Genomic DNA, 24212 nt, shown 5'->3' on the forward strand with positions numbered 1-24212 from the left:
GTTTCCACCATCCAAACGCGATTGGAGGACGTTCACATGCAAAGCACCACCAATTTTCCTCGCAGAGCCGGCCTCACCCTTCTCCTGGCGATAGCTCTTGCGGCGTGCGGCAAGATAAAGCCCAACGCCGAGCCAGAGGCGGACAGAGAGCGAGTGGAGGCAAAACGTCAAAAGGCGGCTTGTACTTCGCCTGGAGCGTATAGACGGCTGAAGGATCTTCTTTTTGACCAGGTAATCGAACAATACAAAGGCCATAAGGCTAACCTCGACACGTTGGCAGATTATTCGTCGGCCAGGATGGAAGATCCCGTAGTCGAGGGCTCGGACCCGTTGCTTGACATCACCCGGTGCAAAGGCCGCTTCATTCTGGATATTCCACCGGGCGCAGAACGCGCGTTCGCCGGAGACCGTCGGTTACAAGCGGATGTGCGCTATACAGCGCAGGCAGCCGCTGACGGCAGCGGTTTTGTGTATCAGCTGTCGCAAGCTGAGCCTCTTGTTACCAGGCTTGCGGGGTTCAATCTGGACAGCGGCGGCTACCGGCCCCCGCCGGCGATTGACGAGCAGTCCGCACTGGGGAATGAAACAGTTGCTGAGGGGCGGTTAGCCGAGCAAAATTCAAAACTCGCCCTTGCCCAGCTACCCGCGTCCGCTCGCAATCAGAATAATGTCCACCAGGTCCAACCAGATCGCGTCGAAGCCCGAAAAGCTGTGCTTCCACCGGAAAATGAACAGCTGCGGTCCCGACCTGCCGATGAAGCGGGGGAGGCCGCCGTCCGGGCATTTTATAATGCTCTCAGCGCAGGTGACGGCGCTGCCGCATCCGCGCGGGTTATTGCGGAAAAGCGGCGCACAGGAGCCTTCTCGCCGCAGGCCATCTCCCGTTTCTATGGAGCCTTGCCCGACCCTATACGATTAACCAAAATCGTGCCGCTTGGTCGGGGGGCATACCGAGTTCGTTACCGTTACTCAGCGGGTCGCTCACATTGCGACGGGAGCGCTTTGGTCAGTCTTACCGATTCAGGTTTCATCCGTTCAATCAAAGCGCTCAACGGCTGTTAGTCGCTGCATTGCCGCACCCTTGCTAGACTACGCCAGCTGCTGAAATGCTAAACATCATAACTAACAAGCTGCTGCAGGCGGCAGTACCGGCCATGCCTAAGGATCGATTTTTTGCTTTCAAACGGTCGATGCGGAGCATATTTTTTCTCGGCCGGATCCACATACCGGGCTTCGAGAGTCGATATTCTTACGTCGCTCGATCGCCTACTTCCTCTATGGCGGCGGCGACTTGCTCTGGAACCGCGTAATGAAAGAGGTGCCCCTGTTCAGGTATAATACGCAGCTCCGCCCCTGCTATGTCGTTCACCAGTTTGCGGGCGTGCTTGTCAACATGAGCAATTTGATCGCCTTCCCCGGCCATGATGATGACGGGGAGGTTTAACTCGCCATAGCGTCTGCTCAGAGCAATCGCCCCCGGTATCATCATGGCGGTGTCGGCAGCAGTCGCGCGAATTTGGCCCGGGCGAAGCGCCATTGCGACGGGGAAATCGGCAAATTTTTCCGACACCGGCGCAGGTGAAAAACTTACCTTCAGGGCCGACGGCCCCATCAGGAGGCCCGCAAGGGGCGCAACAGTACGGGCGAGTACGTCACCAAGCAAGGGCACCGCAGGTACGGACGCTGGCAAGACGTCAGGACGAGCGGAACCATAATAATATCCCGACAAGAGCACGAGACCCGCACTGACATCCGCATTATCGAGGGCCAATGCTAGAGCGACCATTGTGCCCCAGCTGTGACCCACGACGACGGCGGGGCCGACACCGATCTGCTTGAGCGCCGCAGCTATTAGATTTGCCTGCGCCGCGGGCGTCCAGGCACTCGATCGCGGACGGCTGCTGTAGCCAAAGCCCGGCCGATCGAAGGCAATCACTCTGTGATGCTCGGCGGCAAGGCCAAGCACCCCGCTGACTTCCCAGTCCTGCAGCATCACGCCGTTTCCGTGAAGCAGGACGACGGGAGGACCAACGCCGCGATCAACATAGTGGAGCCGCACGCCATCGACTTCAATAAATTCGCCGGTGGGCGGGCATTGCGTCTCCACGCGTTTCGAGTTCATATGATTGAACCAAGCCGTGCCGACAAGCGCAGCGGCGCCCGCGCCAATCGTAATCCACCCTTTGTTAGTGTTGATCGCGGTGGTCAAGGAAGCAGCGGGGCTTCCTGTCCAAGTTTGTACCCTATCTAGCTGTGTCATGCTCGCCTAACCATTGTGCACCGCACAAAGTTGCCTCGAGCGCGCCGCCCTGACTTTTTATAGGGGCCAAGACCACAGGATGAGAGGTGTACCAACGATCAGCACAAGCAGCGACAGAGGAGCGCCGAGGCGGGCATAATCACTAAATTTGTAGCCGCCCGGTCCCAGGACAAGTGTGTTGCACTGATGCCCGATCGGCGTCAGAAAATCACAGCCCGCCCCCACCGCGGTTGCGATCAGGAAGGCTTCGGGCCGATAGCCCAGATCATCGGCAAAGACGGCCGCGATAGGCGCCATGACCAGAACGGTGGCGGCATTGTTGAGGAATGGCGTCACCGCCATCGCTGAAACCAGGATCAGCGCGACCGCTCCCCAAGGCGGCAGCACTGTAGCGGCGCTTGCAAGCTGTTTTGCGATAACGTCCGATGCTCCTGTCGTCTGCAGCGTCTCGCTGATCGGGATCAGCGCGGCGAGCATGATGAGGATGGGCCACTCAACCGCTTCATAGGCTTCACGCACAGGCAGTGCGCCTGTAATGACGACGAGGCCGGCGGCTGCGAAGAAGGCCACCGCCACCGGGACTAAGCCCGCCGCCGTTGCCACCATGGCGGTCGCAAGAATGACGAGAGGCAACCAGCCGCGCTTCGACAGGCCCAGTCGGATTGAGCGCTGCGCCAGGGGTAGGGCTCCGAGCTGACGAAGCCGGCTCGGGAGCTGGTCGACCGATCCCTGCAGGACCAGTGCGTCACCGGCGCGCAACACGATCTGACCCAGCTTCCGCGTGAGGGTTTCTCCCGCTCGCGCGACCCCGATGAGGTTGATGCCGAAGCGCTCACGCAGCAGCAACCTGCCTGCGGTCCGGCCAATCAAGACGGAGTCGGTCGTTACCACCGCCTCGATCACGCCGACCTCGTCGCTGCTGTGATTGTCATCCTTCTTACCACCAGCGAGGGTCAGCTTGTCGCGAGCGATCACCCGCTCCAGCGCGTCCGGTTCGCCGGCGACAATGAGGATGTCATGTTCCTCCAGATGGACCTCGGGATGCACCGTGCCGCGCATGTCGCCGCGCAGCAGGCTCGTGACCGTGACCTGTTCCTCATGCCGCTCCTGGAAACTGGCGATGGTCTCGCCGATCGCGGGTGAGCCCGCGGTTACGGTTGCTTGGGTCACATAATCGGAGATATTGAGCGCCTCACCTAATGTTGGAACGCCGCGCCTGTTCCTGGGAAGAAGCCGATAGCCAAAGCGAAGAAAGATGAGGCCAATGACCAGCAGGCCGAAGCCGGTCGGGAGAAAATCGAACATAGCAAACGGCTGGCCGGTCATATCCTCGCGTACGCGGCTGACAATGATATTGGGCGAGGTGCCTACCAACGTCATTAGGCCGCCTAGCAGCGAGGCGAACGCCATCGGCATCAGATAGACCGACGGACTAGTCTCGTTCTTCTTCGCCATCTGCAGCGCGGCGGGCATCAGCATGGCAAGCGCGCCGACATTCTTAATAAGCGCGGACGCGAAGCCGACTGATGCGGTGAGGACGAGCAGTTGCGAGCGGACACGCTGAACCCGAGCCGACATGAACCCAAGCACGGTTTCCACTACGCCAGAGCGCTGGACGGCAGCCGACATGACGAGGGCTGAACCGACGATGATCACGATGTCGTCGGAAAATCCGGAAAAGGCATCCTCTGGCTTAACGATTCCCACAAGCATGGCCGAGAGCAGAGAAATAACCGCGGTCACGTCATAACGGTATCGGCCCCAGATGAAGAGGCTCATCATGCCCGCGAGAGTGGCGATGGAAAGCCATTGAGAAAGGCTCATGAGGCGAGAGCGACGCCGAAGCTTATGGGGCCATTACTCCGAGGGATGGTCAACTCAGCGGGCAGGCTGCGGAATTTGGGTCAGTCTCGCAGGCTGTGGGGAACGATCCCACCATTCTCTGTGAGCTTGGACATGACAGCTTTGTGAAGGGCGATATTCTGCTCGGCGCTTCCATCTGCGCCGGCTCGGACACCGAGTTCTTCCGCAAGCTCCTTGCGAGCGGCAAGGCTGGGGTCGAGGTCGAGCAGCTTCAGAAGATCGACGATCGAGCTTTGATAATTGCCGCCTCCGCCCTTCAGGTCAGCCATGGAGGTGAGGACTGCACCAACGTCAACTTGGGCCGTTACTGCCACTTGTGGCGCCGTGGTCGCTGGAGTGGGCGATGAAGGCCGCGCCGCTGCCGCGCTGGCAGTGTTTGGAGGAGGTGTGGGCGCGGTCTTACTCTGCGGCTTCCCGCCACGGTGAAAAATCTTGTCCATAATCTTACCGAAGACGCTCATGATCTGCTTCTCCTGTCATTTCACTGCCAAGAAACGAGGGGCGAGCGTGAAGGGTCCGGCGGAACGAGCAGGCTCGCGGTGGGTTGAGCGCGAACAGGCGTACAGGAAGGTGATAGATGAACCGGAAGCCCACTCTTTTGGCAGTTGTACTGGCCGCAGCGGCCTTGGCGAGCTGCGGTAGGCAGCCTGAACCTACCGCCAACCAATCCTCGGCTGGCGCGACCAACGGTCTGAGTGCTATCGAGCAAACGCCAGCACAGCCGAGCGCGGGCCAAGCCTTCGCCGATGCCGCCGCCGCGAGCGACATGTTTGAGATTGAAAGTTCGAAGCTGGCCAAGACGAACGCTGCGTCGACCGCGGTAAAGCGATTCGCACAATCCATGATCAAGGCGCACATGGATTCTACGACGAAACTAGTGGAGGCCGCTGGCCAGGCCGCGCCATCCATCGCCCCCAAAGTTGTATTGAGCGCCAACCAACAACAGGTATTGGATGGGCTTAAGCTCAAAAAAGGTGCTGAGTTTGACGCCGCTTATATCGCCACCCAACGAGAAGCCCATCAAGCGACACTCGAAGAGCTCAAGGCCTATTCTAGTAATGGTGACGTTCCGTCTCTCAAGGCCTTTGCAACCGCACTCGTACCGATCGTGACTGGGCATCTCAACATGGCGAACGGTCTTGAAATCTAAGCTAAACAAGCGGCGCCGTTGCCTATTGCTCCCTTGCCGACATACTAAGCAGCAGGACGCGTGGTTGGCTCTATCATTGACAATCGTTTAGGGTGAGGGCACGATCTTACTTAGGTCCGGCATCTCGTCGAACCATGCTGCCGGTAGGCGGCATCGCTGCCTTTGCGCAGCAAAGTGTTTCCGTCCCGCGCGCAGGTTGCCCCACAACATGCCTTTATGGGTGCTCGTTCATCAAACGGCCAGCCAGAAGATGCCGTCGGTCCGCTCCTGATAAGCGTAGGATGCTCGCAGAGGACCCGAATGGGTCATTGCAGGAGCGACTTGAGCGGGACATTCGACCCCCGCGGCTACAAGAACGCCTTTTCGCCGATCGGTTGATACACATTCGAGGCGCTGCCTGGGCCGACATAGGCCGGGTCGCTGGCATTGACATAGAAGCCCGAGCCATAATTGCGGTCCAGATGGGCGCGGAGGGTTAAGCCACCGAACATATTCTAGAAGAAGGTCAACACGGACCGCAAAGTCCTCGATGATTGATGACTAAGGTTAGAGGAAATTGAAGATGGACTGCCTTTGATGACGTGATTAGAATTGCTGAGTTCAACGAAGTGGTGATCGGTTGACATTGAACGGGCAGTCCGCTCCTGAGAGGGTTAAATTTGGTAATTCAACAGCCGATAAGGGTTGTTACCACTACTAGGCGGTGGCATTAACCGTTAATGCTTCCTTCTTCCAATCCAACCGAGAGGTTGGTGAGCTGGCCGATCCCAGCTGTGAGTGTCTCCAACTTATAGGGCTTGCGAAGAATAGGAAATTCTCGCTCATTCTGCGGAATGAACTGTTTACTGCTGTAGCCGCTGGCGAGAAGCACAGGAATGTCGGTATAGGTTTCCCGGATCTTTTTAGCTAGATCGAGCCCGCTCATGCCCGGCATGACGATGTCCGAGAAGACCAGATCAACATCATGCGCTTTCAGCTGTTCAAGCGCTTCATTTCCGTTTGACGCTTCGATCACACCACAGCCCAGTTCGCCCAGCAGTTGCCGCGCGAAATAACGGACATGCTCGCTATCTTCGACGACGAGCACCTTCAAGCCAGGAAACCGGGTAATTTCTTCCGGTCCGGCGCTATCCGTTTGTCGTTCTTTGCGGGTGCGGGGAAGCCAAAGTTCCACCCGCGCGCCTTTCCCGACCTCGGAGACAATGCGGGCTGTTCCGCCGGATTGAACGGCATAGCCATGAATTTGTGAGAGGCCCAAGCCTGTGCCCTTGCCTACTGCCTTGGTGGTGAAGAAGGGTTCAAAAACGCGCTTGAGAGTTTCAGGAGGGATACCTTCGCCTGTATCGGCGATTGCCAATATGACTCCATCGCCCTCCGGCCTAGGCGCATTCGCTGTCGAGATCGTAATCCGCCCTCCGTTCTGCATCGCATCGCGTGCATTTAGAACCGCATTAAGTAGGGCGGCTTCCAGCCCGGTCGGATCTATCTCTACGTTCCACAAGGCGGGAGCGAGATCGAGCTCCACTTCATAGCGGCTTCCTAGCGTGCGCTGCAGCATCTCGCCCATGGCGTCCAGGCGGACGCTGAGATCGAGGACCTCCGGTTCCAGCGGCTGGCGGCGCGCGAAAGCCAATAGCTGAGACGTCAGGCTCGTCGCTCGCTCGGCGGTCTCCAACATGACTGACAAATATCGGCTACGCTTCTCAACCGGCATGTCAGGCTGCCTCAACATGAGGTCTGCCGAACCGCTCAGGACGGTCATCAAGTTGTTGAAATCATGAGCAATGCCTCCGGCGAGTTCACCCAGAGCCTGCAACTTTTGTGATTGGAGCAGCGCTTCTTGGGTTTGTCGAAGGTCGTGTTCGGCCTGCCTTTTTTCACTTATGTCGCGGGTGATCTTTGCGAAGCCGACATGTTCGCCGGCTTCGTTGTAGATCGGATCGATGAGAACATGTGCCCAAAATAGCGACCCGTCCTTGCGGACCCGCTGCGCCTCGGCTTCAAACTTGCCATCCCGCAGGGAAGCAGCCAATGCCATCTCCGGGGTGCCCCGACCCCGTTCTTCCTCTGTGTAGAAAAGCGAGAAATGCCGCCCGAGGACTTCTTGCTCCTCATAACCTTTGATGGCCGCCGCGCCCGAGTTCCAGCTTGTGATCCTGCCCTGCGGGTCGAGCATATAAATCGCATAGTCGCGTACGCCTTGCACAAGCAGCCGCAGCTGCAAGGCGCTTTCGTACGTCGCCTTTTCCAGCTGCCGTTTCTCGGTGATGTCGCGGGTAATCTTGGCGAAGCCTACGAGTGCTCCGTCTTCCTCTCGAATGGCATCCAATATCGCATGCGCCAAAAAGCGAGTGCCATCCTTCCTGATCCGCCAGCCTTCCGCCTCAAATCGGCCCTCTCGGGCCGCCGTTTCCAGCGCGCGTTGGGGAAGGCGCAGATCACAGTCTTCCTGGGAGAAAAAGCGGGAGAAATGCTCGCCGACAATCTCGTCGGCGGTATAGCCTTTGAAACGCTCCGCCCCGCTGTTCCAGGTCACCACCCGGCCTTCGGGATCGAGCATATAGATGGCATAATCGGTTACGGCGTCGACGAGCTTTTGGAATGTCTCTGCAGGGGGCTGCTTCTTGACTTCGAATGGACGCAATAGATTGATCCCGTGCTAAGCCCCCCGGCCTGATATCATGGACTAAAGTCCATACTCCCCCAAGCGCCGGGCGCAACAGGAAATCGCTTTTCTGGAACACGCCAGCAATGCTTTGCCCTAGAAGCCTGCTTCGATGGCGATCCGCATGGCCTCGCCGGCCGTACTCACGCCAAGCCGCTTCATAAGGGCACCGCGATGCATCTTGATGGTCTTCTCTGTCAGGCCAAGCTCCTTGCCGATGTGCCGATTTCGCAGCCCCCGTGCCATCAGTTGCAGCACAGCCTTTTGTCGCGGGGTGAGCGCGCCGATCCGCTCCGCTGCCGAGGTCTGGGCTAATCCTGCATGCTGGCGATCAACCTCCATTTGGCTTCCCACGAAGTAGGCGATCTCTCCGTAGTCATCGAACAGCGGCGCGATCATCACTGCGTTGATGAACCTGCTGCCGTCCTTGCGGTAGTTGATCAATTCCACCACCTCTGGCGTAGCCGCCGCGATCGCCCGGCTCAGGAGCGCCGAGCCAGCACGATCCGTTTCTGGCCCCGCTAAAATGCGGCAATTGCGGCCGATGAGTTCCTCTTCTGTATATCCGGTCAACTGCTCGAACCGCCCGTTGGCGGCTATAATGGGGTTATCAACGCCCTTAGCGTCGGTGATGATCGACGGGATTGGCGACAGTCGGATAGAGCGGATGAGCTCCGTTCTTTCGTTCAGGCGCTTTGCCAAACTCATCCTCTTCGGCCGTCTACGGGGCCTACCCATATCAAGAATAATGTATGATGTTCAACGTCCGCACAGCGACAAATTTGTCGCATGCGATGGACGTAAGTAGCTTCAGGCCCCCAATCGAGCTGAATGTTTCGGCGCTAGCGATAGACCACTTATATTATCTCGTTTCGCTGTGGCCCATATGGTGTGAATAGCTCGGGAAAGCGCAATCCTGCATGATCCCGCTGCCCATATATTAGCCGTGCCTTGGCGTCCCTTGCTCATCCCGGAGCGTCCAGCGCCAACAGGTCCTGCTCTTCTGGATGACGTTCGATATAGGCTTCAACAAAATGGCAGAGCGGTACGACTTTCAGGCCGCGCTCGCGCGCGTCGGCCAGTGCAGCTCTGACGAGGCGACTGCCCACGCCCTGGCCTTCCAGCGCCTCGGGCACTTCGGTATGGGTGAAGACTAGGGCGCCCTCGCGCTGCTCATAGGCCGCGATCGCTAGTTGTCCGTCGATCGTCAGCTCATAACGTCCTTTCGCCGCATTATTTCGAACATTGCTTATGTCGGCCACAATCTTGTCTCCCGGTTCGATCCGCCACTCACTCGCCCATCAGGTGAAGCACAAGCCGTCGGGCGTGAGCCGCTCGTCGATTTGAACAGGTAGATACCTTGCCATGTTCCAAGGGTAAGAGCGCCATCGATTACCGGAATGGAAAGATGCATGTGCGTCAGTGCCGCGCGCAGATGGGCGGGCATGTCTTCAGGTCCCTCATCGTTATGCTCAAAGCGATACCGGTCTTTGGGCGCGATTCGCGCGAAATAGGCCTCGCGATCCGTGCGGGCCGCGGGCGCCGCGGTTTCCCTGTATGAGCAGCGAAGCAGAGGTGTGCTGGCAGAAGACCGTAAGTGTACCCACAACAATCCCGCTCTCCTGTACCCAGCGCAGGATTGGCTGCGTCACCTCGTGCAGCCCCTGCCCAGGCGTGTTGATCCTCAGGATCGTCGTCGTCTGCGGGATAGCGCCTTTCCACGGAAATTCACGTTTCGATCGTGCGCAAACGGCGGGACCGCAAGGGGCGTGGGCCACGAAAGCCGTCGTATTGTCCACTTTTCATAATGCGGCACTATGTCAGATTCGTTGTCGAAGCTCGCGAATGCAAGCTCCAACTCATCGCCGGCGAGGCTTGCAAAGCGCGCTCCGGGCCGCGAGCAATGTAGCCCGAGATAGTCGGGCCTACTCTTCCATCCGGCATGCAGACCGACGGCAGCGCGCCGAAAGAGGGCAAAGGTGAGATAGGACGCGCCATGCGCCTTCTGGAAGACAAGGCGGTGGCACAGGTCAACCCGCCTGCCTCTCCGTGCGGGATGAACCGCAACGCATCACACGCGCAGCTGCTCGACCGAGTTGACGGGGCCGAACGACTTGGATTCCTCGACGGAACTGACAGAAGGATGTCGGAATTGCGGCGTTGGACTTCACTTACAGCGCATTTATCAGGTTCTATCGAACTCGGGTAGAACCACCTAAATACCCTATATTCGATTCCGCCTCGACCCCGAGACATGTTTTTATGAATTCCGGATCGGCGCCAAATGCGCGATGTCCGCCGCCGTGACGCAGTGGCTGCCTATTGTGCTGCCGATTGCCGCATCGACGAGAATAGAAGCTATCGTCCTTGCAGGGCTGATCCGCGCGATGGACGGCAAAAAGGGGTTGGCGATGCGTAGAAAGCTGCCCAGACCATGCTCCACCGGCCGATGTTCGTTCCGTTCTCCGCCGATGAAACCGGGCCGGACGATTGTGAGCGATGGAAAGCCGAGGCCGGCAACGGCATCCTCCAACTCGCCCTTGATCCGTGAATAACGGAAGGGCGACCTTGCGTTCGCGCCCATGGATGAAGTCAGGGCGAAGCGGGTCGCGCCCCCCTCCCGTAGGCGCCTGGCGATGGCAAGAGGATAATCGAAGTCAATCGCGCGGTACGCCGCAGCCGATGGCGTCTTCGCCCTGGTCGTTCCGATCGCGCAAAGACCGCCATCGACGGCCCACCAATCGGCGGCGAGTGGAAGACTGTTTGCCTCTACGATCGGATTAATAAGCTTGGGATGAGGAGCAAGCGGTCGGCGTGTGGGTGCGACGACCTTTGTCACGCGCTTGTCAGCAAGCGACAAGGCGAGCGCCTTAGTACCTACTAGTCCGGTCGCGCCCGCGAGCAGCAGTGTTGTCATTGGTCGTTTTCCAGCATGGCTTGCCAGGGAGAGGGGTCTTTCTTTCCATAAAAGCGTTGCAGCGCGTCAAGCGTGGCAAGGCCCATCGCTTGATAGGGCGGCAGGGGAGGGGGTAGCCCTTGCGCAAGGCGGCGATATGCCCGGCGATCGACTCTTCATCGCCGCGCAACAAAGGGCCTGACAAACCGGCCATGCCCTTGGCAAGACTGTTCTCCAGGGCGGCGCGGGCCAGCGGCGCGAGCAGCGAGGCGGGATCATTGACGCCGGCGGCGGCTAGCGCCTCGCAAGAACCGGCAATCAGCGTAACGAGGTGATTGGCGCCGTGGCAGAGGGCAGCATGGGAAAGCGGCCGATATTCTTCGACGATATCCACCGACACGCCGCCGAGTTGGGGCGCTGCGGAGAGATCGGCAAGCGCAAGTCCAAGGGCAGATGCGACCCGGCCGGAGCCGATGATCCCAATCCCTCCATAGGGTGTGACGCCAGGCATGATGTTCATTCCCGTGTGATAGCAAATGCTGGTGGCCGCCGTCTTGTAAGATGATCGCGATCTACTGCCGCTGCTTTGGGGACGGGAGAATCGACCGATGATCCACCTAATGCGCTCTATCCCAGGTTGAGGCCGATCCAGCCCGCCAGCGCGTCAAGCGCTTCGGCTTCTGCCTCGCAGTCAGTGCGGCCGCTTTTTGCACTGACCTTGAAGCTATGATCGGCGTAGTCGATGACTCGGAGCGTCGCGCGTCCATGGAGGTCGGTGACGACTGGCTTGAGCAGATCCAAACTCGCTAGCGTGTCGCGCGAGCCGCTAATGAAGAGCAGGGGAAGCTGAATTCTGGCGAGATGTGTTGCGCGGTCAGTCGCTGGCTTGCCTGCGGGATGGAGCGGGAAACCGAGAAACGCCAGGCCCCGTACACCGGGTAAAGGTGTCTCAGCCTGCGTCTGGGAGGTCATGCGGCCACCGAAAGAGCGACCACCGGCAAAGAGCGGCAGGTCCGGTGCCAACAGCGCCGCCTGCGCGGCTGCAGCGCGCACGACAGCATGCGCGAGCGCGGGCCTGTCGGGTTGCCTCGAGCCATTCTCGGCGTAGAGAAATTGATAGCGCAAGGTCGCGATGCCGCGCGCGGCGAGACCCTCAGCGTTCGACTCCATGCTTTTGTGGACCATGTTCGTGCCCGCACCGTGCGCGAACAAGAAAAGCGCTCTCGCGTTTCGCGGCCGCAGGATCAGACCGGAGACAGAAGCCTCCCCGACAGGAATATGAACATGAAGAGCTTCCATCAGGTCTGGCCTTATGTCTCCGGTGGCCCAGCCGAATTCCGCATGTCTCCGGTGGCCCAGCGGAATTCCGCGTGAGCATCGTTAGTACTGCCATAAACCGGGGATCGCTAAGTGGAAAACGAAGGGGGCTAGCGGGTGCCAGAGATGCCGTGAGTTGGCGACGCTGCCGTGATGGCCGACTATGGCTCATCGAATTGGTTAGCGAAGATGGAGTGACGGGCTCGGTAGGTGAAGAGTGGGGCATGCGCACGAAATCAAGATAGGCTCGCGATTAGTCCGGCCTCTCAGGCCCGACCCCAATGGGCGTTCGCCAGAGGTTGGCACAACCGTATTTTAAAATCACCGCTACCGTCGGGTCATTCATCATCGACAGCCTGTGCCCGGCGGGGGCAACCCTGAAAACTGCGACCTCGGCGAACGGAACGCAGCATAACGGACGATTGAAACGAAGGTAGCAAAATGCTACCTCGAGAGCCGGAGGTGATCCATGGCCCAGTCCATCAAGCTTAGTGATGATATCATGAAGATCGTGCGTCGCGAATCCGAGTTGCAGAGCCGCTCGATCGCCGGCCAGATCGCCCATTGGGTGCGCATCGGCCGCGCTATCGAGAAGTCCGGCAATTTCAATCATGCCCGCATCACCGCTGCGCTCCGCAGTGCCATTGAGACAACGGTCCTCACCGACGAAGAGAAGGACGTCTGGCTCGACGGCTTTGTCGAGAAAATGGGGCAGTCCGCGTCTGACGAGGATGCTTTCTTTGCGCGGCGGCGACAGCTTGGGTTGGGCGTCGGTCTCGATGCGGCTGGCAATCTCGTGCGTGAGAAGGCCACCCATAAGGCATGAAGCCGACGATGATCGTGCTTGCCGGGCCGAACGGTGCCGGCAAGTCCACACTCTACGAGACCCGCATCGCGCCGAGCTTCGCAGGCCCCTTTATCAACGCAGACATCATCCAGCGCAACGAACTGCGCGATCCGTCCCCAGCTGCATCTTACGGAGCGGCCGAAATCGCTGCTTCGCGCAGGGCCGACTGTCTCGCTCAGAGTCGGGATTTCGTCACCGAGACCGTCTTCTCGCATCCCTCCAAGCTCGAACTCATTGACGAAGCGGTTACCAGAGGTTTCACCGTCATCGTGATGCATGTCGGCGTCGATACTCCAGATCTTTCTGTCGCGCGTGTCGGCGCACGGGTAGAGGAGGGCGGACATGCCGTCCCCGAGGACAAGATCCGTGCCCGTTATGTGCGCGGTATATCTTTTATCCGGACCGCGGTTCTCAAAGCGCATCGCGGCATGATCTTCGACAATTCGAGCCTCAACCGGCCGCCGAGCCATTGCCTGACATTCGCGAACGGGCGATTGATTTTCGCGGTCCCGCTCCTGCCTGGCTGGATCAGGGTGGTTTATAAAACAGACCTTCAGATCTAGGGTCAGGCGCGCATGATGGCGGGCTAAAGGCGCCGCCAATGCGTCCCTTTAGGGTCGTGCACAGCTACGGCAGCATCGTGGTCGAGCTGGAGCGGCCCAAGATCATCGACCTCTTACCTGGTCGACAGCGAGATACGATCATCGCCGGCTACGGAGGTATCAGCAGGCCATACAATCTTCCAAGATTGTGGGGCAGGATGTGGCGCGGCGGCGGCTACTCGCAGTATGCGTTTACAAGCGGCCATCGCACCGCCCTATGAAACACAGGCAGGCGTTCTTCGGTGACAAGCCCCATTTTGAGCGGCACGAATGCTTAAGCCTCTGAGCTAGACAGACTCTTGGCGCTTTCAAGTTGGACTTGCTATTTGCAAGCGGAGCGCCTCCGGGAGCCAGATCTGCGGCCGGCTCAGGCTTTGGCATGATCCTGGCTACGCCTCCTCATATTTCGGGTTGTGGACTGATACCGCCGTTTCGACCCGCTGCACGCCTGGCAGATTGCGGGTCTGAGTTTTCACGAGATGGTCAAGCTGCTCGATATTGGTGAAAAGACTCGTCGCCAGTAGGTTGAAGCGACCCACTAGCAACACGACGCAATTGATCTCGGAAATTCGCCTCAACTGTTCGGGTAAGGTTCTCACACAGGAGGGTTCGGCATCGACGCCCATCATCAAAGATTGGGAGAGTCTACCACGCGAAAATCCGTCACAACGGTGAACTGGATCAATCCGTCTTTCTGAAGCCGTTTGATCTGTTGCCGGACGAATTTTCTTGCAAGACGAAGTGATCTGCATGCCGGGCTAGGGGGCTGGGACATGGTTCCGCCTCTAGGTTCAATCAGCTGGTCCGTTCGGGATGTGGCAGAATCGCGGGGCTTGGCTGATGCTAGCTGCAGATGTGTGTCTATGTTGGTGTAATCGCGCTTGGCGAGGTTGTAGCTGCTGCATTCGGTGCGGAGTAAATAGGATTTCCAAGTTCAATGTCGAGCGTAGATTCGCGTCCCACTCGCGCCAAATGCAGCCACGACATAGGATTGTTTTGCCTGGCTTGGCACTTCCATGCCTGGCGAACCGAGCGGCATGCCCGCAACAGCTAAGCCGCTGATGCCCTTGGGTCGCTGGGTAAGAACACGGCGCATGTCAGCAATCGGGACGTGACCTTCAAACACCATCCCGTCGACGAGCACCGTGTGGCAGGACGCAAGAGTGACAGGGACGCCGTGAGCGCGCTGGAGAGCGGCTCTTGCTTGATCATCGATTATCGTGACGCGGCGGCCAAGTTGGGCTTGCACCTGCTTTGCCCATTTCTCACAGCACCCGCAGCCAGGATCACGATGCACGATGATGGGCGTGGCGGCGCCGGCAGCCGTGGAAAGCAGCATCAATACGGCTGCAACCAGATGACGTCTCACGCTTTTGAGCCTCCTTGCAGATTTCGCTAGCTATAGCGGTACTGGGTGCCTTAATCCACCGATCCTTGTGCAGCGCAGCCGATTTGCCCTCCGGCAAATCCGACTACCGACCGGTCTTTGCAGCATCGTTCTGGCAGTTACTCGGTCCTTAAGTGTTGGGATTGCATGTGGACCGTTCGCAGCGCCGACAAGTGCCAAGCGATCGCGGTCAGCGGATCACGGAGATGGTGACGCCCACGGCATCGGCGACGGTGCGCCATTGCTTATCTGCGGTAAGTGCGGGGAGGCCATCGCGCCGGGCGAGCGCCAGGCAGAAACGGTCGCCGAGCGACAGGACGGCCTCGGCCGTCGCGGCGCGCAAGCGTCCGGCGATCGTCGCCAGCGCCTGATCGACCTCCACAATGGTCATCGGCAGCGGCCGGAGCATGGCATCGACCTGATCTGCAGGCATGCCGGCTCGGACGAAATGGCTCACCACCTCTGCGCAGTTGACGCTCGACATGCGCGCATCAGCAATGCCGTCGGCGACCTTAGCCGCGCCGGGCTCGTTCCGGAGCAGGGCCAGGAGCGCCGAGGCATCGAGCACCGTTTCGCTCACTCGCCGGATTCCTCGCGGCGGCGAGCGAGGAAGGCATCGACCGAAGTCTCCCCATTATTGCCAGTATATTGCTTGGCGAGCGCTCGGGCGTGGGCGATGACTGCGCGACAGTGCGCAGGATCACGCCATCTCGGTCTCCTCAACCAGCAGGGCGCCTCCGCGAGCAAGGCCGAGCCGCTTGCGGATATCGACCGGCAGGCTCATCCGGCCGTTTGGCGTAATCGTCACTTGCACCCACATGGCAAAGCTCCGGTTTGCCCGATGCAGGAGTGTCGTGAGCTTAATGATCCAGGCTCGAATCATTCGGTTGGGAAGTACAAAGCCGATTAGTGTCGGATCCGGCGGAGCATCTGCTGTTTCGCGGCTATCTGCCGACGGTCGCACCGACGATGGCTAGCAGTGGCCGCATTCGTGGCGGCAAGATTGATCCGAAGCCCGAACTTGCCACCTGTATCGCCAATCGCCTGTCGGCCGCCTAGTCGCCCAAGGGCAGTTTGGCGGTCTCGATTTGAAGCGCGACATCCGGGGGATGCGTAGCATTTCAGCCGGGGTGGGGCGAGCCCCACTCCGGATGGCAAAATCTATCCGGCCTTGAGGAGGGCGATCTGCTCTCCGAGAACCTCCTGTGGAGTGCGATAGCCCAGGCATTTGCGGGGTGTCCGGTTGAGGCGATCGACCACGGCCTGGATCTCCTTGTCCGACAGCAGCGCGATGTCCGTGTCTGACGGGAGGAAGCGGCGTATGCGCCCGTTGCTGTTTTCGACGCTCCCTTTCTGCCAGGGGGCTGATGGCAGACAGAAATAGCTCGTCATGGCGAGTTTCTCCTGCAAGGTCGCAAAGGCGGCAAATTCCGTGCCTCGATCGAAGGTGATGCTCTGTCGCAGGGAAGGGGGCATGCCGCGCAAATGATGCTGGATGCCCGCCATCACCCCGGCGGAATGCCGGCTGGGGTTGCGGGCAAGGATCGTGAACCGGCTGCGGCGCTCGACCAGCGAGGTCAGATTGGCTTTGCCGTATTCCATCTTGAAGATCAGCAGATCGCCTTCCCAATGGCCGAAGCTGCGGCGATCGGCGACCTCCTCAGGGCGTGCGCCAATGGTGTTCGCCACGGGTATATGCAGACCACGCGGCTTGCGGGCGTAGCGCTGTCGGCGAGAACGACGGGCAACCGGCAGATAACGCCATAATCCCCGGCTGCGACCGTCAGGCCCGTAAACGAACTGATAGATGGTTTCGTGACAGACCGTCTCACGAAGACCGCGATGGCGCCGAAGATAGCCCGCAATCTGCTCGGGCGACCAGGCCGCCGACAAGCGATCGGCGATATAGGTGGCAAGCTCGGGTTTCCGCGCAATCTTGCCGCCACGCACACGGCGCCCACTGGCCATCGTTTGCGCGACCGTCGGGAAATAGCCGCGAAACAGCGGATGCTCATCCAGGTGCCGGTTGCGCTTGAGCTCGCGATAAATCGTCGATGGATGCCGGCGCAGGGTCGCTGCAACCTCCCGCACGGACCGACCCGTCGCCACCAACCGATAAATATCGCGCCGCTCGTCCAAACCCAGATGCTGATAGCCGTTCATCGCGTGCCTTCCTGGAAAAGGGATCAAACCCCTATAAATCCTAGGATTTCGCACTTCGATCTAGAATCCACCTGCGAACAGGCCGTGTTCGCACCGGATAGAGAAGACACTATCTGTCCCCGATAGAAAAGACACCATTAATGACAGCAGGGGCTGCGTGGAGCCCTCGGGATAGCGCAGCGCAGACCCTGCTGATGGCGTAACAGTGGAGGGGAAGGGCACGGACCCGCTGCGAAGGCAGCGGGCTCGGTCAGAACCGCTTTAGCGCGCCTTCACGAACTCGAGCGTGCCGTGCGCTCGTAACTCCGCCGGGCTGAGCCGGGGACGACGTTTGAGCTTTGCCCCGCCCAACCGGCGTCCGTCGATCTTCGCCGGCGCCTCCGGTTCGGGGAACAAATGCGCGGGCTGGTCGCGGCGAGCAGGGGCATAGTTGTTCCGCTGCCGGTGATGCGGCGCGATCGCCTGGATTTCCTTTGCTAGCGCCAGTGCCGCGTCGAGATGCTTGTTATCGACGATGGCAGGTTGATTGATCCGGGGCATCTTGTCAAACAGGCTGTAAGGAAGGGAGCGCCCCTCGTGGCGGATCTCGACTGTGCCGTCAGGATATTCACAGACATCCACGCGCTTGCGCACCAGTTCCTTGCTGAACGGGTTCGGCTCCAAGAGGAACAGAACTTTGTTATAGTGCAGCGTCAGCGCAGCAGTGACTGTCCGCTGTTCGCGCCAGACCATGACAGAGCGCAGATCATCCCGCGGTGCCAGAGGTCGGTGTAAATCGCGACTGTCTGCGGCCGGACGAGCGAAGCGCGCATTGTGCCCAACCATGTAGCTCGGCAGAAAGACGTTCGCTTCTTCGATCGACGAGATACCTTCCAGGCGCATCGCCTTGATCAGGCGATCCTGTAAGGTACCGTTGGCTCGCTCGACCCGGCCCTTGGCCTGCGGCGAGTTGGCGCAGATGATCTCGATGTTCAGCGCATCGAGCGCGCGCCCGAAATGTGTCATCCCATCACCCTTTGCGGTCGCCTTGGGGTTACGAAAGACCGTGTGTTTATCGGAATAAAAGGCCACCGGCTTGCCGTGCTGCTCGATATATTCGCGGGTCGCTTCCATGTAGGAAAAGGTGCTCTCGCTCTCGACCATCTTAAGGTGCAACAGCTCGCTGGTCGCGTCGTCGATGTAGACAAGCAGCGTGCATTTGGGACCGCGAGTCTCGAACCAGGCATGCTCCGAACCGTCAATCTGGACCAGCTCCCCACGGCACTCCCGCCGGTGACGCGGTTGATAGGGGCGAGAACGACGCGCGGCGCGATCCTGCCAGATTCCCGCCTCGATCATCATCTGCCGCAGCGTCTCACAGCCCACCGAAATGTCGTGACGTTCCGCCAGATATTCACGCGCCAGGGTCGGTCCGAAATCCGCATAATGCGTGCGGACGATCGTAAGGACGCGCTCGCGAAAGGCATCGCTGTGACGCCGGTTGCTCGGCCGACCACGCTTGCGCGACACCAGGCCTGAAGCGCCTTCGGTTCGCAGTCGGTCAAGCAACCGGAAAATCTGCCGGCGCTTCAAGCCCAGCAGTTGCGCAGCATCCTCGACCCGCAGTTCGCCGCGATCCACACGCGACAATGTATCAAACCGCGAAAGCTCGCCATGGCTCATCGCCACCACCGTCATAAGCGCGTCCTCCCGAACTGCCAGGAGGACCATGCCACCCAGCTCTGCTAAGGACGCCCAAGGGTGTCATTTCTATCTAGCAGAGGGGTGTCATTTCTATCCGGCGCTTACAGGCCGTGTTCCTGCCGGTTAGAAAAGGCACAATCTCCGCAAATTAGAGATGTCACTTTTTGAAGACAGCAGGGGCTGCGTGGAGCCCTCGGGATAGCGCAGCGCAGACCCTGCTGGAAGCGTGACGTCGAGGGGAGGGGCATGGACCCGCTGCGCAGGCAGCGGGCTCGGTCAGAGCCGGTTTAGCGGGCCTTCACGAACTCCAGCGTGCCGCGCGCCTGTAGTTCGGCCCGGCTGAGCCGCGGGCCGCGCTTGAGCTTGGGACCGCCCAACCGGCGTCCATCGATCTTCACCGGTGCCTCCGGTTCAGGGAATAGATGAGAGGGCTGGTCACGGCGGGCAGGGGCATTGTTGTTGCGCTGCCGGTGATGCGGCGCGATCGCCTGGATTTGTTTCGCCAGCTGCAGCGCCGCGTCGAGATGACGGTTGTCCACGATCGCCGGCTGTTTCACCTGTCGCATCTTGTCGAACTGACGGTAGGGGAGGACATGACCCTCATGCTGGATCTCCAGTCGACCATCGGGATATTCGCACACCATCACCCGCTTGCGCACGAGCTTCCTGGCGATCTCGGTCGGTTCCAGGATGAACATCGCCTTGTTGTAATGGAGCGTCAGCGCAGCAGTGACACTCCGCTGTTCGCGCCACACCATGATCTCGCGCAGATCGTCATGCGGGGCAAGCGGACGGTGGAGATCGCGGCTGTCGAAAGCGGGGCGCGCAAAGCGGGCATTGTGGCGAACCAAATAGCCCGGCAGAAAGGCGTTCGCTTCTTCGATCGACGATATGCCCTCCAGCCGCATCGCCTTGACCAGCCGGTCCTGCAGCGTGCCGTTGGCCCGCTCGACCCGGCCCTTGGCCTGCGGCGAGTTGGCGCAGATGATCTCGATGTTCAGCGCATCAAGCGCGCGGCCGAAATGCGTCATGCCGTCGCCGCGCGCCGCGCTGGCGCGGGAATTACGAAAGACGCTGTGCTGATCGGAGTAGAAGGCCACCGGCTTGCCGTGCCGCTCGATATACGCCCGGGTCGCTTCCATATAGGAAAAGGTACTCTCGCTCTCGACCATCTGCAGATGCATCAGCTCACTGGTCGCGTCGTCGATATAGACGAGCAGGGTGCATTGCGGACCACGATCTTCGAACCACCAATGCTTCGAGCCATCGATCTGGACCAGTTCGCCCCGGCAATCTCGGCGGTAACGCGGCTGATACGGGCGCGGGCGACGCGTCGCACGATCTTTCCACAGACCAGCCTCGATCATCAGCTTGCGCAGCGTCTCACGGGAAATATGCACATCATGGCGCTCCGCCAGATACTCGGCAGCCAGCGTCGGCCCAAAATCATGATAATGCTCCCGGACCAACGCAATCGCGTGGTTGCGAAACCCGTCGCCAAGCCAACGGTTGCTACGGCGTCCACGGCGACGTGAAACCAAGCCCGGAGCACCGTCCGTGCGCATGCGTATCAGCAATCGGTAAACCTGCCGCCGCGACAAACCGAGCAGCGTTGCTGCATCCTCAGCTCGCAACTCCCGGCGTTCAACACGTAGCAGCGTATCAAAGCGTGTAAGCTCACCATGGCTCATGGATACCACCGTCATCCGCGTACTCCCTGCATCCAGGGAGCACCATGCCACCAGTGACATCTCTAATTTGCAGAGGGTGACATTTCTAAATGGCGCTTACAGGCCGCATGTCTGATAATAAGGATTATGTTAAGTCGGTAGGGAAGTGAGAAGGGGCGCCGCCGGTCAGCAGCGCCCCATAAATTCACCGACTCAGACGATCCCCGCGCCCAGACCCACGGTCTTACGCTCCTGAGCCTTGCGTTCACGCCATTGACTGGCACGATAAGCCGCCAACACATCAATCGCGCCGCCGGCTTCGGCGCGAGCCTTGGCGATGATCGGCGCGACATCGACATTATAGGCACGGCGCAGCGCCTGGAACGCCATCATCGTGTCATTGCCTTCCTGCGCGGCGTGCAGCGCTTCGCGATCGACCAGCAGCGCCTTGGCGAAGCAGGCCGTGATCGTCTCGGCTGACGACAGCATGGATTCGATCGGATCGGTCACATTGTGCGACTGATCGATCATGTAGCTGGGGTTGAACCCATCACGCGGATTGAGTTCGGCTTCGACAAGCTCATTGAAGACCAGATACAGCTGGTGCGGGTTGATCGAACCGCTGTCCAGATCGTCGTCGCCATATTTGCTGTCATTGAAGTGGAAGCCGCCCAGCTTACCAAAGCGGTGCAGGCGCGCCACGATCTGCTCGATATTAACGTTGGGCGCATGGTGGCCGAGGTCCACCAGGCACTTCGCCTTCGGCCCCAGTTCCTGCGCGGCGAGGATCGACGAGCCCCAGTCCGAGATGACGGTGGAATAGAAGGCCGGCTCGAACATCTTATGTTCCAGCAGCATCCGCCAGTCGTCGGGCAGCGCCGCATAAACTTGGCTCGCCGCCTCCAGATACCGGTCGAGGCTGCGGGCGAAGTCTTGTTGGCCGGGAAAGTTGGTGCCGTCGCCGACCCACACGGTTAGGTCGGTCGAGCCCAGTTGGCGGCCGATCTCGATGCATTCGATATTATGTTCGACCGCCTGCTGGCGGGTCGCTTCCACCGTCGAGGACAGCGAGCCGGTCGCATAGGTCTGCGCCTGTCCCGGCTGATCCTGGAAGGTGTTGGAGTTGACCGCGTCAAAACCCAGGCCAAGGCTCTGAGCTTCCTCGCGCAGGCCCTTGTAATCGCTCACCTTGTCCCAGGGAAAATGCGGCGAGACGCGCGGGGTCACGCGGCTCAGCTGATTGATGACGGCGCAATCTTCCAGCTTCTCATGGATATTGGTCGGCTCGCCCGCGATCGGGAACTTTGCGAACCGCGTGCCGCCCCGCCCCGCGCCCCAGCTGGGCACGGCGACGGAAAAGCCCGTGACACGGTTCTTGATCGCATCGATGTCGATGCCGGTGCGCGACAGCTTGCGGCCGAGCGCGGCATAATCCTCTTCCAGCGCTTGCGCGTCGCGGGCGTTGGCTTCCGCGATCAGTTCGGCGGAAATGGGCAGGTTGCTCATGATATTAACCTCTCCTCGCCGATCAGCGCGTGAACGCTTGGGCATTGCCCGCATCGACATTGATCATGTTGCCGGTCGACTTAGCCGACGTGTCGCCCGCCAGAAAGTAAACCGCCTCGGCGATGTCGGAGGGCAGCACGTCGCGCTTCAGCATCGAGCGCTGGCGGTAATGTTCCTCCAGTTCCTTGCCGGAGTCGATCCCATGCGCGCCTGCGCGTTCCTTGCGCCAGTCGCCGTCCCAGATCTTGCTGCCTTTGATGACCGCATCTGGGTTCACCGTGTTGACGCGGATGCCGAAGGGCGCGCCCTCCAGCGCCAGGCAGCGCGCCAGATGGTTGGCGGCGGCCTTTGCCGAAGCGTAGGCCGACGCGTTGGTCGCGGCGGCAACGCCATTTTTCGAACCGATGAAGACGATTGACGCGCCACCCTGCTCCTTCATCCGCTTCATCAGCGGGAAGGCGGCGCGGGCGGTAAGGAAATAGCCCTCGGCCAGCACGTCGTAATTCTTGCGCCACAGGGCGACCGTGGTCTCCTCGATCGGCGCTGAAGACGCGATCCCAGCATTGGCGACCAGAATATCGAGACCGCCAAACTCACGGGCGCAATCGTCGAATGCGGCCTGCACCTGCGCTTCGTCGGTCACGTCGCAGACGGCGGCGCGGATCACATCCTTGCCGAACTGCTTGGCAAAGCCCGTCCGCACTTCCTCGATCGCGTTGGCGTCACGGTCTGCCAGAAGCACGCATGCGCCGTCCGACAGCAGGCGCGCTGCGGTCGCAGCGCCGATGCCGCCCGCACCGCCCGTCACCAGGGCGATCTTGCCGACCAGCGGCTTGGGCTTGGGCATGCGCTGCAGCTTGGCTTCTTCGAGCAACCAATATTCGATGTCGAACGCTTCCTGCTCATCGAGCGCGATGTAGCTGCCGATCGCCTCGGCCCCGCGCATCACGTTGATGGCGTTGCCGTAGAACTCACCGGCCAGACGCGCCGTCGTCTTGTCCCCGGCGAAAGTGATGCGGCCCACGCCCGGCACCAGCACCACGATCGGGTTGGCGTCGCGCATCGCAGGCGAGCTGGATCGCTTGCAGCGCTCATAATAGGCCGCATACATGTCGCGATAGGCCGCGATCTGCTCGGCAAGATAAACGTCATCCCGCAGCTTCGCCGGGTCGAGCGGCAACGGCGCGATCTTGGTGCGCAGGAAATGATCCGGGCAGGAGGTGCCCAGCGCAGCAAGACGCAGGAACTCGGCAGAACCCACAAATTCCAGCGCTTCAGCATCGTCCGAATAATGGCCGACCTTGGTGCGTCCGCCGGTCATCAGACCGCGCAGGCGGGGCATCAGGTCGGCCGCGATCGCGGCGCGATCCGGATTGGGCGGAACGACCTGACCGCCAAAGGCAGGCTTTTCGCCCAGTTTCGTGTTCAGATAATTGGCCGCGTCCGCGATCAGCTGGACCGTATGCTCATAGCAGGTCTTGGCGGTGTCGGCCCAGCAGATGATGCCATGGCCCGCCAGCATCACGCCCTCGACGCCCGGATTGGCCTTCACGAAGTCGCGCAACTGCACGCCCAGCGTGTAGCCAGGACGCTTCCACGGCAACCAGCCGATCTTGCCGCCCCAAATCTCCTTCGTCGCGGCCTCGCCGCCCGAAGAAGCGGCCAGTGCGATGATCGCATCCGGGTGAACATGATCGACATGCGCAAAAGGCAGCAGCGAGTGCAGCGGCGTGTCGATCGATGCCGCGCGCGGATTCAGGTTGAACGTGCAGTGAGGCAGGTAGCCGACCATCTTGTCGTCATCATCCGGCCCGCCATAATGCTTTTCCAGGCCCAGCAGCTTTTCCTGATAGAGGGTCGAGAAACCGTCCAGCTTCATCGATCCGATATCGCCGCCCGAACCCTTGACCCACAGAACTTCCACCTTTTCGCCGTTCAGCGGATCGGTTTCCAGTATCTTAGCGGAGGTGTTGCCACCGCCAAAATTGGTCACCGTCAGATCCGAACCGAGCAGATTCGATCGGTACAGAAGCAGTTCGGCGGGACTGAGCGTGGCGGCAACACCATCATCCCAGCGGCTGGTGGGGACGGCAAAGGGTATGGCCGCCGACGAGACTGAATTTTGCATGTTCATGGCGCTCCCATTATCATTTGCGCTTTTCCTTATCAATCCTTTGCGTTATTAAACGATCATATTCGATCA

At 60.1% G+C, this 24212-nt stretch carries 21 protein-coding genes and 3 pseudogenes; 5 read left to right on the forward strand and 19 right to left on the reverse strand.

Annotation, left to right across the window (positions count from 1 at the left end):
• Positions 1-36 precede the first annotated feature (36 nt).
• Positions 37-1062, forward strand: a complete 1026-nt coding sequence (locus tag EP837_RS13235; RefSeq protein WP_066529496.1) for a hypothetical protein — start codon at positions 37-39, stop codon at positions 1060-1062.
• A 187-nt stretch (positions 1063-1249) separates the two neighbouring features.
• Here the strand turns inward: EP837_RS13235 and EP837_RS13240 are convergent, their stop codons facing one another.
• The 3 genes from EP837_RS13240 to EP837_RS13250 form a co-directional block, all read right to left on the reverse strand.
• Positions 1250-2209, reverse strand: a complete 960-nt coding sequence (locus EP837_RS13240; protein ID WP_225870641.1) for an alpha/beta fold hydrolase — start codon at positions 2207-2209, stop codon at positions 1250-1252.
• Between the two features lie 108 nt (positions 2210-2317).
• Complete coding sequence (locus EP837_RS13245) at positions 2318-4084, reverse strand: SLC13 family permease (protein WP_066529498.1); 1767 nt, start codon at positions 4082-4084, stop codon at positions 2318-2320.
• A gap of 80 nt (positions 4085-4164) precedes the next feature.
• Positions 4165-4584, reverse strand: a complete 420-nt coding sequence (locus tag EP837_RS13250) for a DUF3597 domain-containing protein (RefSeq protein ID WP_066529501.1) — start codon at positions 4582-4584, stop codon at positions 4165-4167.
• A gap of 116 nt (positions 4585-4700) precedes the next feature.
• Between EP837_RS13250 and EP837_RS13255 the strand changes: the two genes are divergently transcribed.
• Positions 4701-5273: a DUF4142 domain-containing protein gene (locus tag EP837_RS13255; RefSeq protein ID WP_066529505.1), complete on the forward strand. Its 573-nt coding sequence runs from the start codon at positions 4701-4703 to the stop codon at positions 5271-5273.
• A gap of 709 nt (positions 5274-5982) precedes the next feature.
• Here the strand turns inward: EP837_RS13255 and EP837_RS13260 are convergent.
• From EP837_RS13260 to EP837_RS13285, 7 genes and pseudogenes are all read right to left on the reverse strand, one after another.
• Positions 5983-7833, reverse strand: coding sequence for a hybrid sensor histidine kinase/response regulator (locus EP837_RS13260; protein WP_082919790.1), 1851 nt, complete (start codon positions 7831-7833; stop codon positions 5983-5985).
• Between the two features lie 201 nt (positions 7834-8034).
• Positions 8035-8640 (reverse strand): PAS domain-containing protein, encoded by a 606-nt coding sequence (locus tag EP837_RS13265; RefSeq protein ID WP_225870642.1) that lies wholly within the window; start codon positions 8638-8640, stop codon positions 8035-8037.
• A gap of 263 nt (positions 8641-8903) precedes the next feature.
• Positions 8904-9200, reverse strand: coding sequence for a GNAT family N-acetyltransferase (locus tag EP837_RS13270; protein ID WP_082919682.1), 297 nt, complete (start codon positions 9198-9200; stop codon positions 8904-8906).
• Positions 9201-9228: 28 nt separating this feature from the next.
• A pseudogene (locus tag EP837_RS20515) lies at positions 9229-9647 on the reverse strand (secondary thiamine-phosphate synthase enzyme YjbQ).
• A 551-nt stretch (positions 9648-10198) separates the two neighbouring features.
• Positions 10199-10855, reverse strand: coding sequence for an NAD-dependent dehydratase (locus EP837_RS13275; protein WP_066529514.1), 657 nt, complete (start codon positions 10853-10855; stop codon positions 10199-10201).
• A complete protein-coding gene (locus EP837_RS13280; RefSeq protein WP_066529516.1) occupies positions 10809-11354 on the reverse strand; it encodes a DUF2520 domain-containing protein in 546 nt (181 codons plus the stop codon). Before EP837_RS13280 ends, EP837_RS13275 begins: the two co-directional genes overlap by 47 nt.
• Positions 11355-11461: 107 nt before the next feature.
• Complete coding sequence (locus EP837_RS13285) at positions 11462-12019, reverse strand: alpha/beta hydrolase family protein (RefSeq protein WP_197486382.1); 558 nt, start codon at positions 12017-12019, stop codon at positions 11462-11464.
• 601 nt (positions 12020-12620) lie between these two features.
• On the opposite strand from EP837_RS13285, the gene EP837_RS13290 reads away from it, so the two are divergent.
• Both EP837_RS13290 and EP837_RS13295 read left to right on the forward strand, forming a co-directional pair.
• Positions 12621-12977 (forward strand): ParD-like family protein, encoded by a 357-nt coding sequence (locus tag EP837_RS13290; RefSeq protein WP_066529521.1) that lies wholly within the window; start codon positions 12621-12623, stop codon positions 12975-12977.
• Positions 12978-12985: 8 nt separating this feature from the next.
• A complete protein-coding gene (locus EP837_RS13295) occupies positions 12986-13561 on the forward strand; it encodes a zeta toxin family protein (protein ID WP_197486383.1) in 576 nt (191 codons plus the stop codon).
• 428 nt (positions 13562-13989) lie between these two features.
• Here the strand turns inward: EP837_RS13295 and EP837_RS13305 are convergent, their stop codons facing one another.
• The 4 genes and pseudogenes from EP837_RS13305 to EP837_RS13320 all read right to left on the reverse strand — a co-directional run bounded on the left by EP837_RS13305 (position 13990) and on the right by EP837_RS13320 (position 15807).
• Positions 13990-14352: an Lrp/AsnC ligand binding domain-containing protein gene (locus EP837_RS13305; protein WP_082919683.1), complete on the reverse strand. Its 363-nt coding sequence runs from the start codon at positions 14350-14352 to the stop codon at positions 13990-13992.
• A 182-nt stretch (positions 14353-14534) separates the two neighbouring features.
• Positions 14535-14939, reverse strand: a complete 405-nt coding sequence (locus tag EP837_RS13310) for a DUF411 domain-containing protein (RefSeq protein ID WP_066529529.1) — start codon at positions 14937-14939, stop codon at positions 14535-14537.
• Between the two features lie 238 nt (positions 14940-15177).
• Positions 15178-15567, reverse strand: a complete 390-nt coding sequence (locus EP837_RS13315; protein ID WP_066529531.1) for a type II toxin-antitoxin system VapC family toxin — start codon at positions 15565-15567, stop codon at positions 15178-15180.
• Positions 15564-15807: pseudogene (locus EP837_RS13320) on the reverse strand (AbrB/MazE/SpoVT family DNA-binding domain-containing protein). Before EP837_RS13320 ends, EP837_RS13315 begins: the two are co-directional and overlap by 4 nt.
• Positions 15808-15911: 104 nt before the next feature.
• On the opposite strand from EP837_RS13320, the pseudogene EP837_RS21005 reads away from it, so the two are divergent.
• Positions 15912-16043 (forward strand): annotated as a pseudogene (locus EP837_RS21005) (IS30 family transposase); the annotation flags it as partial.
• Between the two features lie 105 nt (positions 16044-16148).
• Here EP837_RS21005 and EP837_RS13325 read toward each other — a convergent pair.
• From EP837_RS13325 to EP837_RS13345, 5 genes are all read right to left on the reverse strand, one after another.
• The gene (locus EP837_RS13325) at positions 16149-17150 is read right to left on the reverse strand and encodes an IS30 family transposase (protein WP_066529532.1); all 1002 of its coding nucleotides are present in this window, start codon (positions 17148-17150) and stop codon (positions 16149-16151) included.
• A 261-nt stretch (positions 17151-17411) separates the two neighbouring features.
• A complete protein-coding gene (locus EP837_RS13330) occupies positions 17412-18827 on the reverse strand; it encodes an ISNCY family transposase (protein WP_082919637.1) in 1416 nt (471 codons plus the stop codon).
• Positions 18828-19120: 293 nt separating this feature from the next.
• Positions 19121-20539 (reverse strand): ISNCY family transposase, encoded by a 1419-nt coding sequence (locus EP837_RS13335; RefSeq protein WP_066529536.1) that lies wholly within the window; start codon positions 20537-20539, stop codon positions 19121-19123.
• Between the two features lie 177 nt (positions 20540-20716).
• Positions 20717-22009: an L-rhamnose catabolism isomerase gene (gene rhaI, locus EP837_RS13340; RefSeq protein ID WP_066529539.1), complete on the reverse strand. Its 1293-nt coding sequence runs from the start codon at positions 22007-22009 to the stop codon at positions 20717-20719.
• 22 nt (positions 22010-22031) lie between these two features.
• Positions 22032-24143, reverse strand: a complete 2112-nt coding sequence (locus EP837_RS13345; RefSeq protein WP_082919684.1) for a bifunctional rhamnulose-1-phosphate aldolase/short-chain dehydrogenase — start codon at positions 24141-24143, stop codon at positions 22032-22034.
• Positions 24144-24212: the final 69 nt, after the last annotated feature.

Origin of the sequence: Sphingobium sp. EP60837 (assembly GCF_001658005.1) — a bacterium.
GTDB classification, from domain to species: domain Bacteria; phylum Pseudomonadota; class Alphaproteobacteria; order Sphingomonadales; family Sphingomonadaceae; genus Sphingobium; species Sphingobium tyrosinilyticum.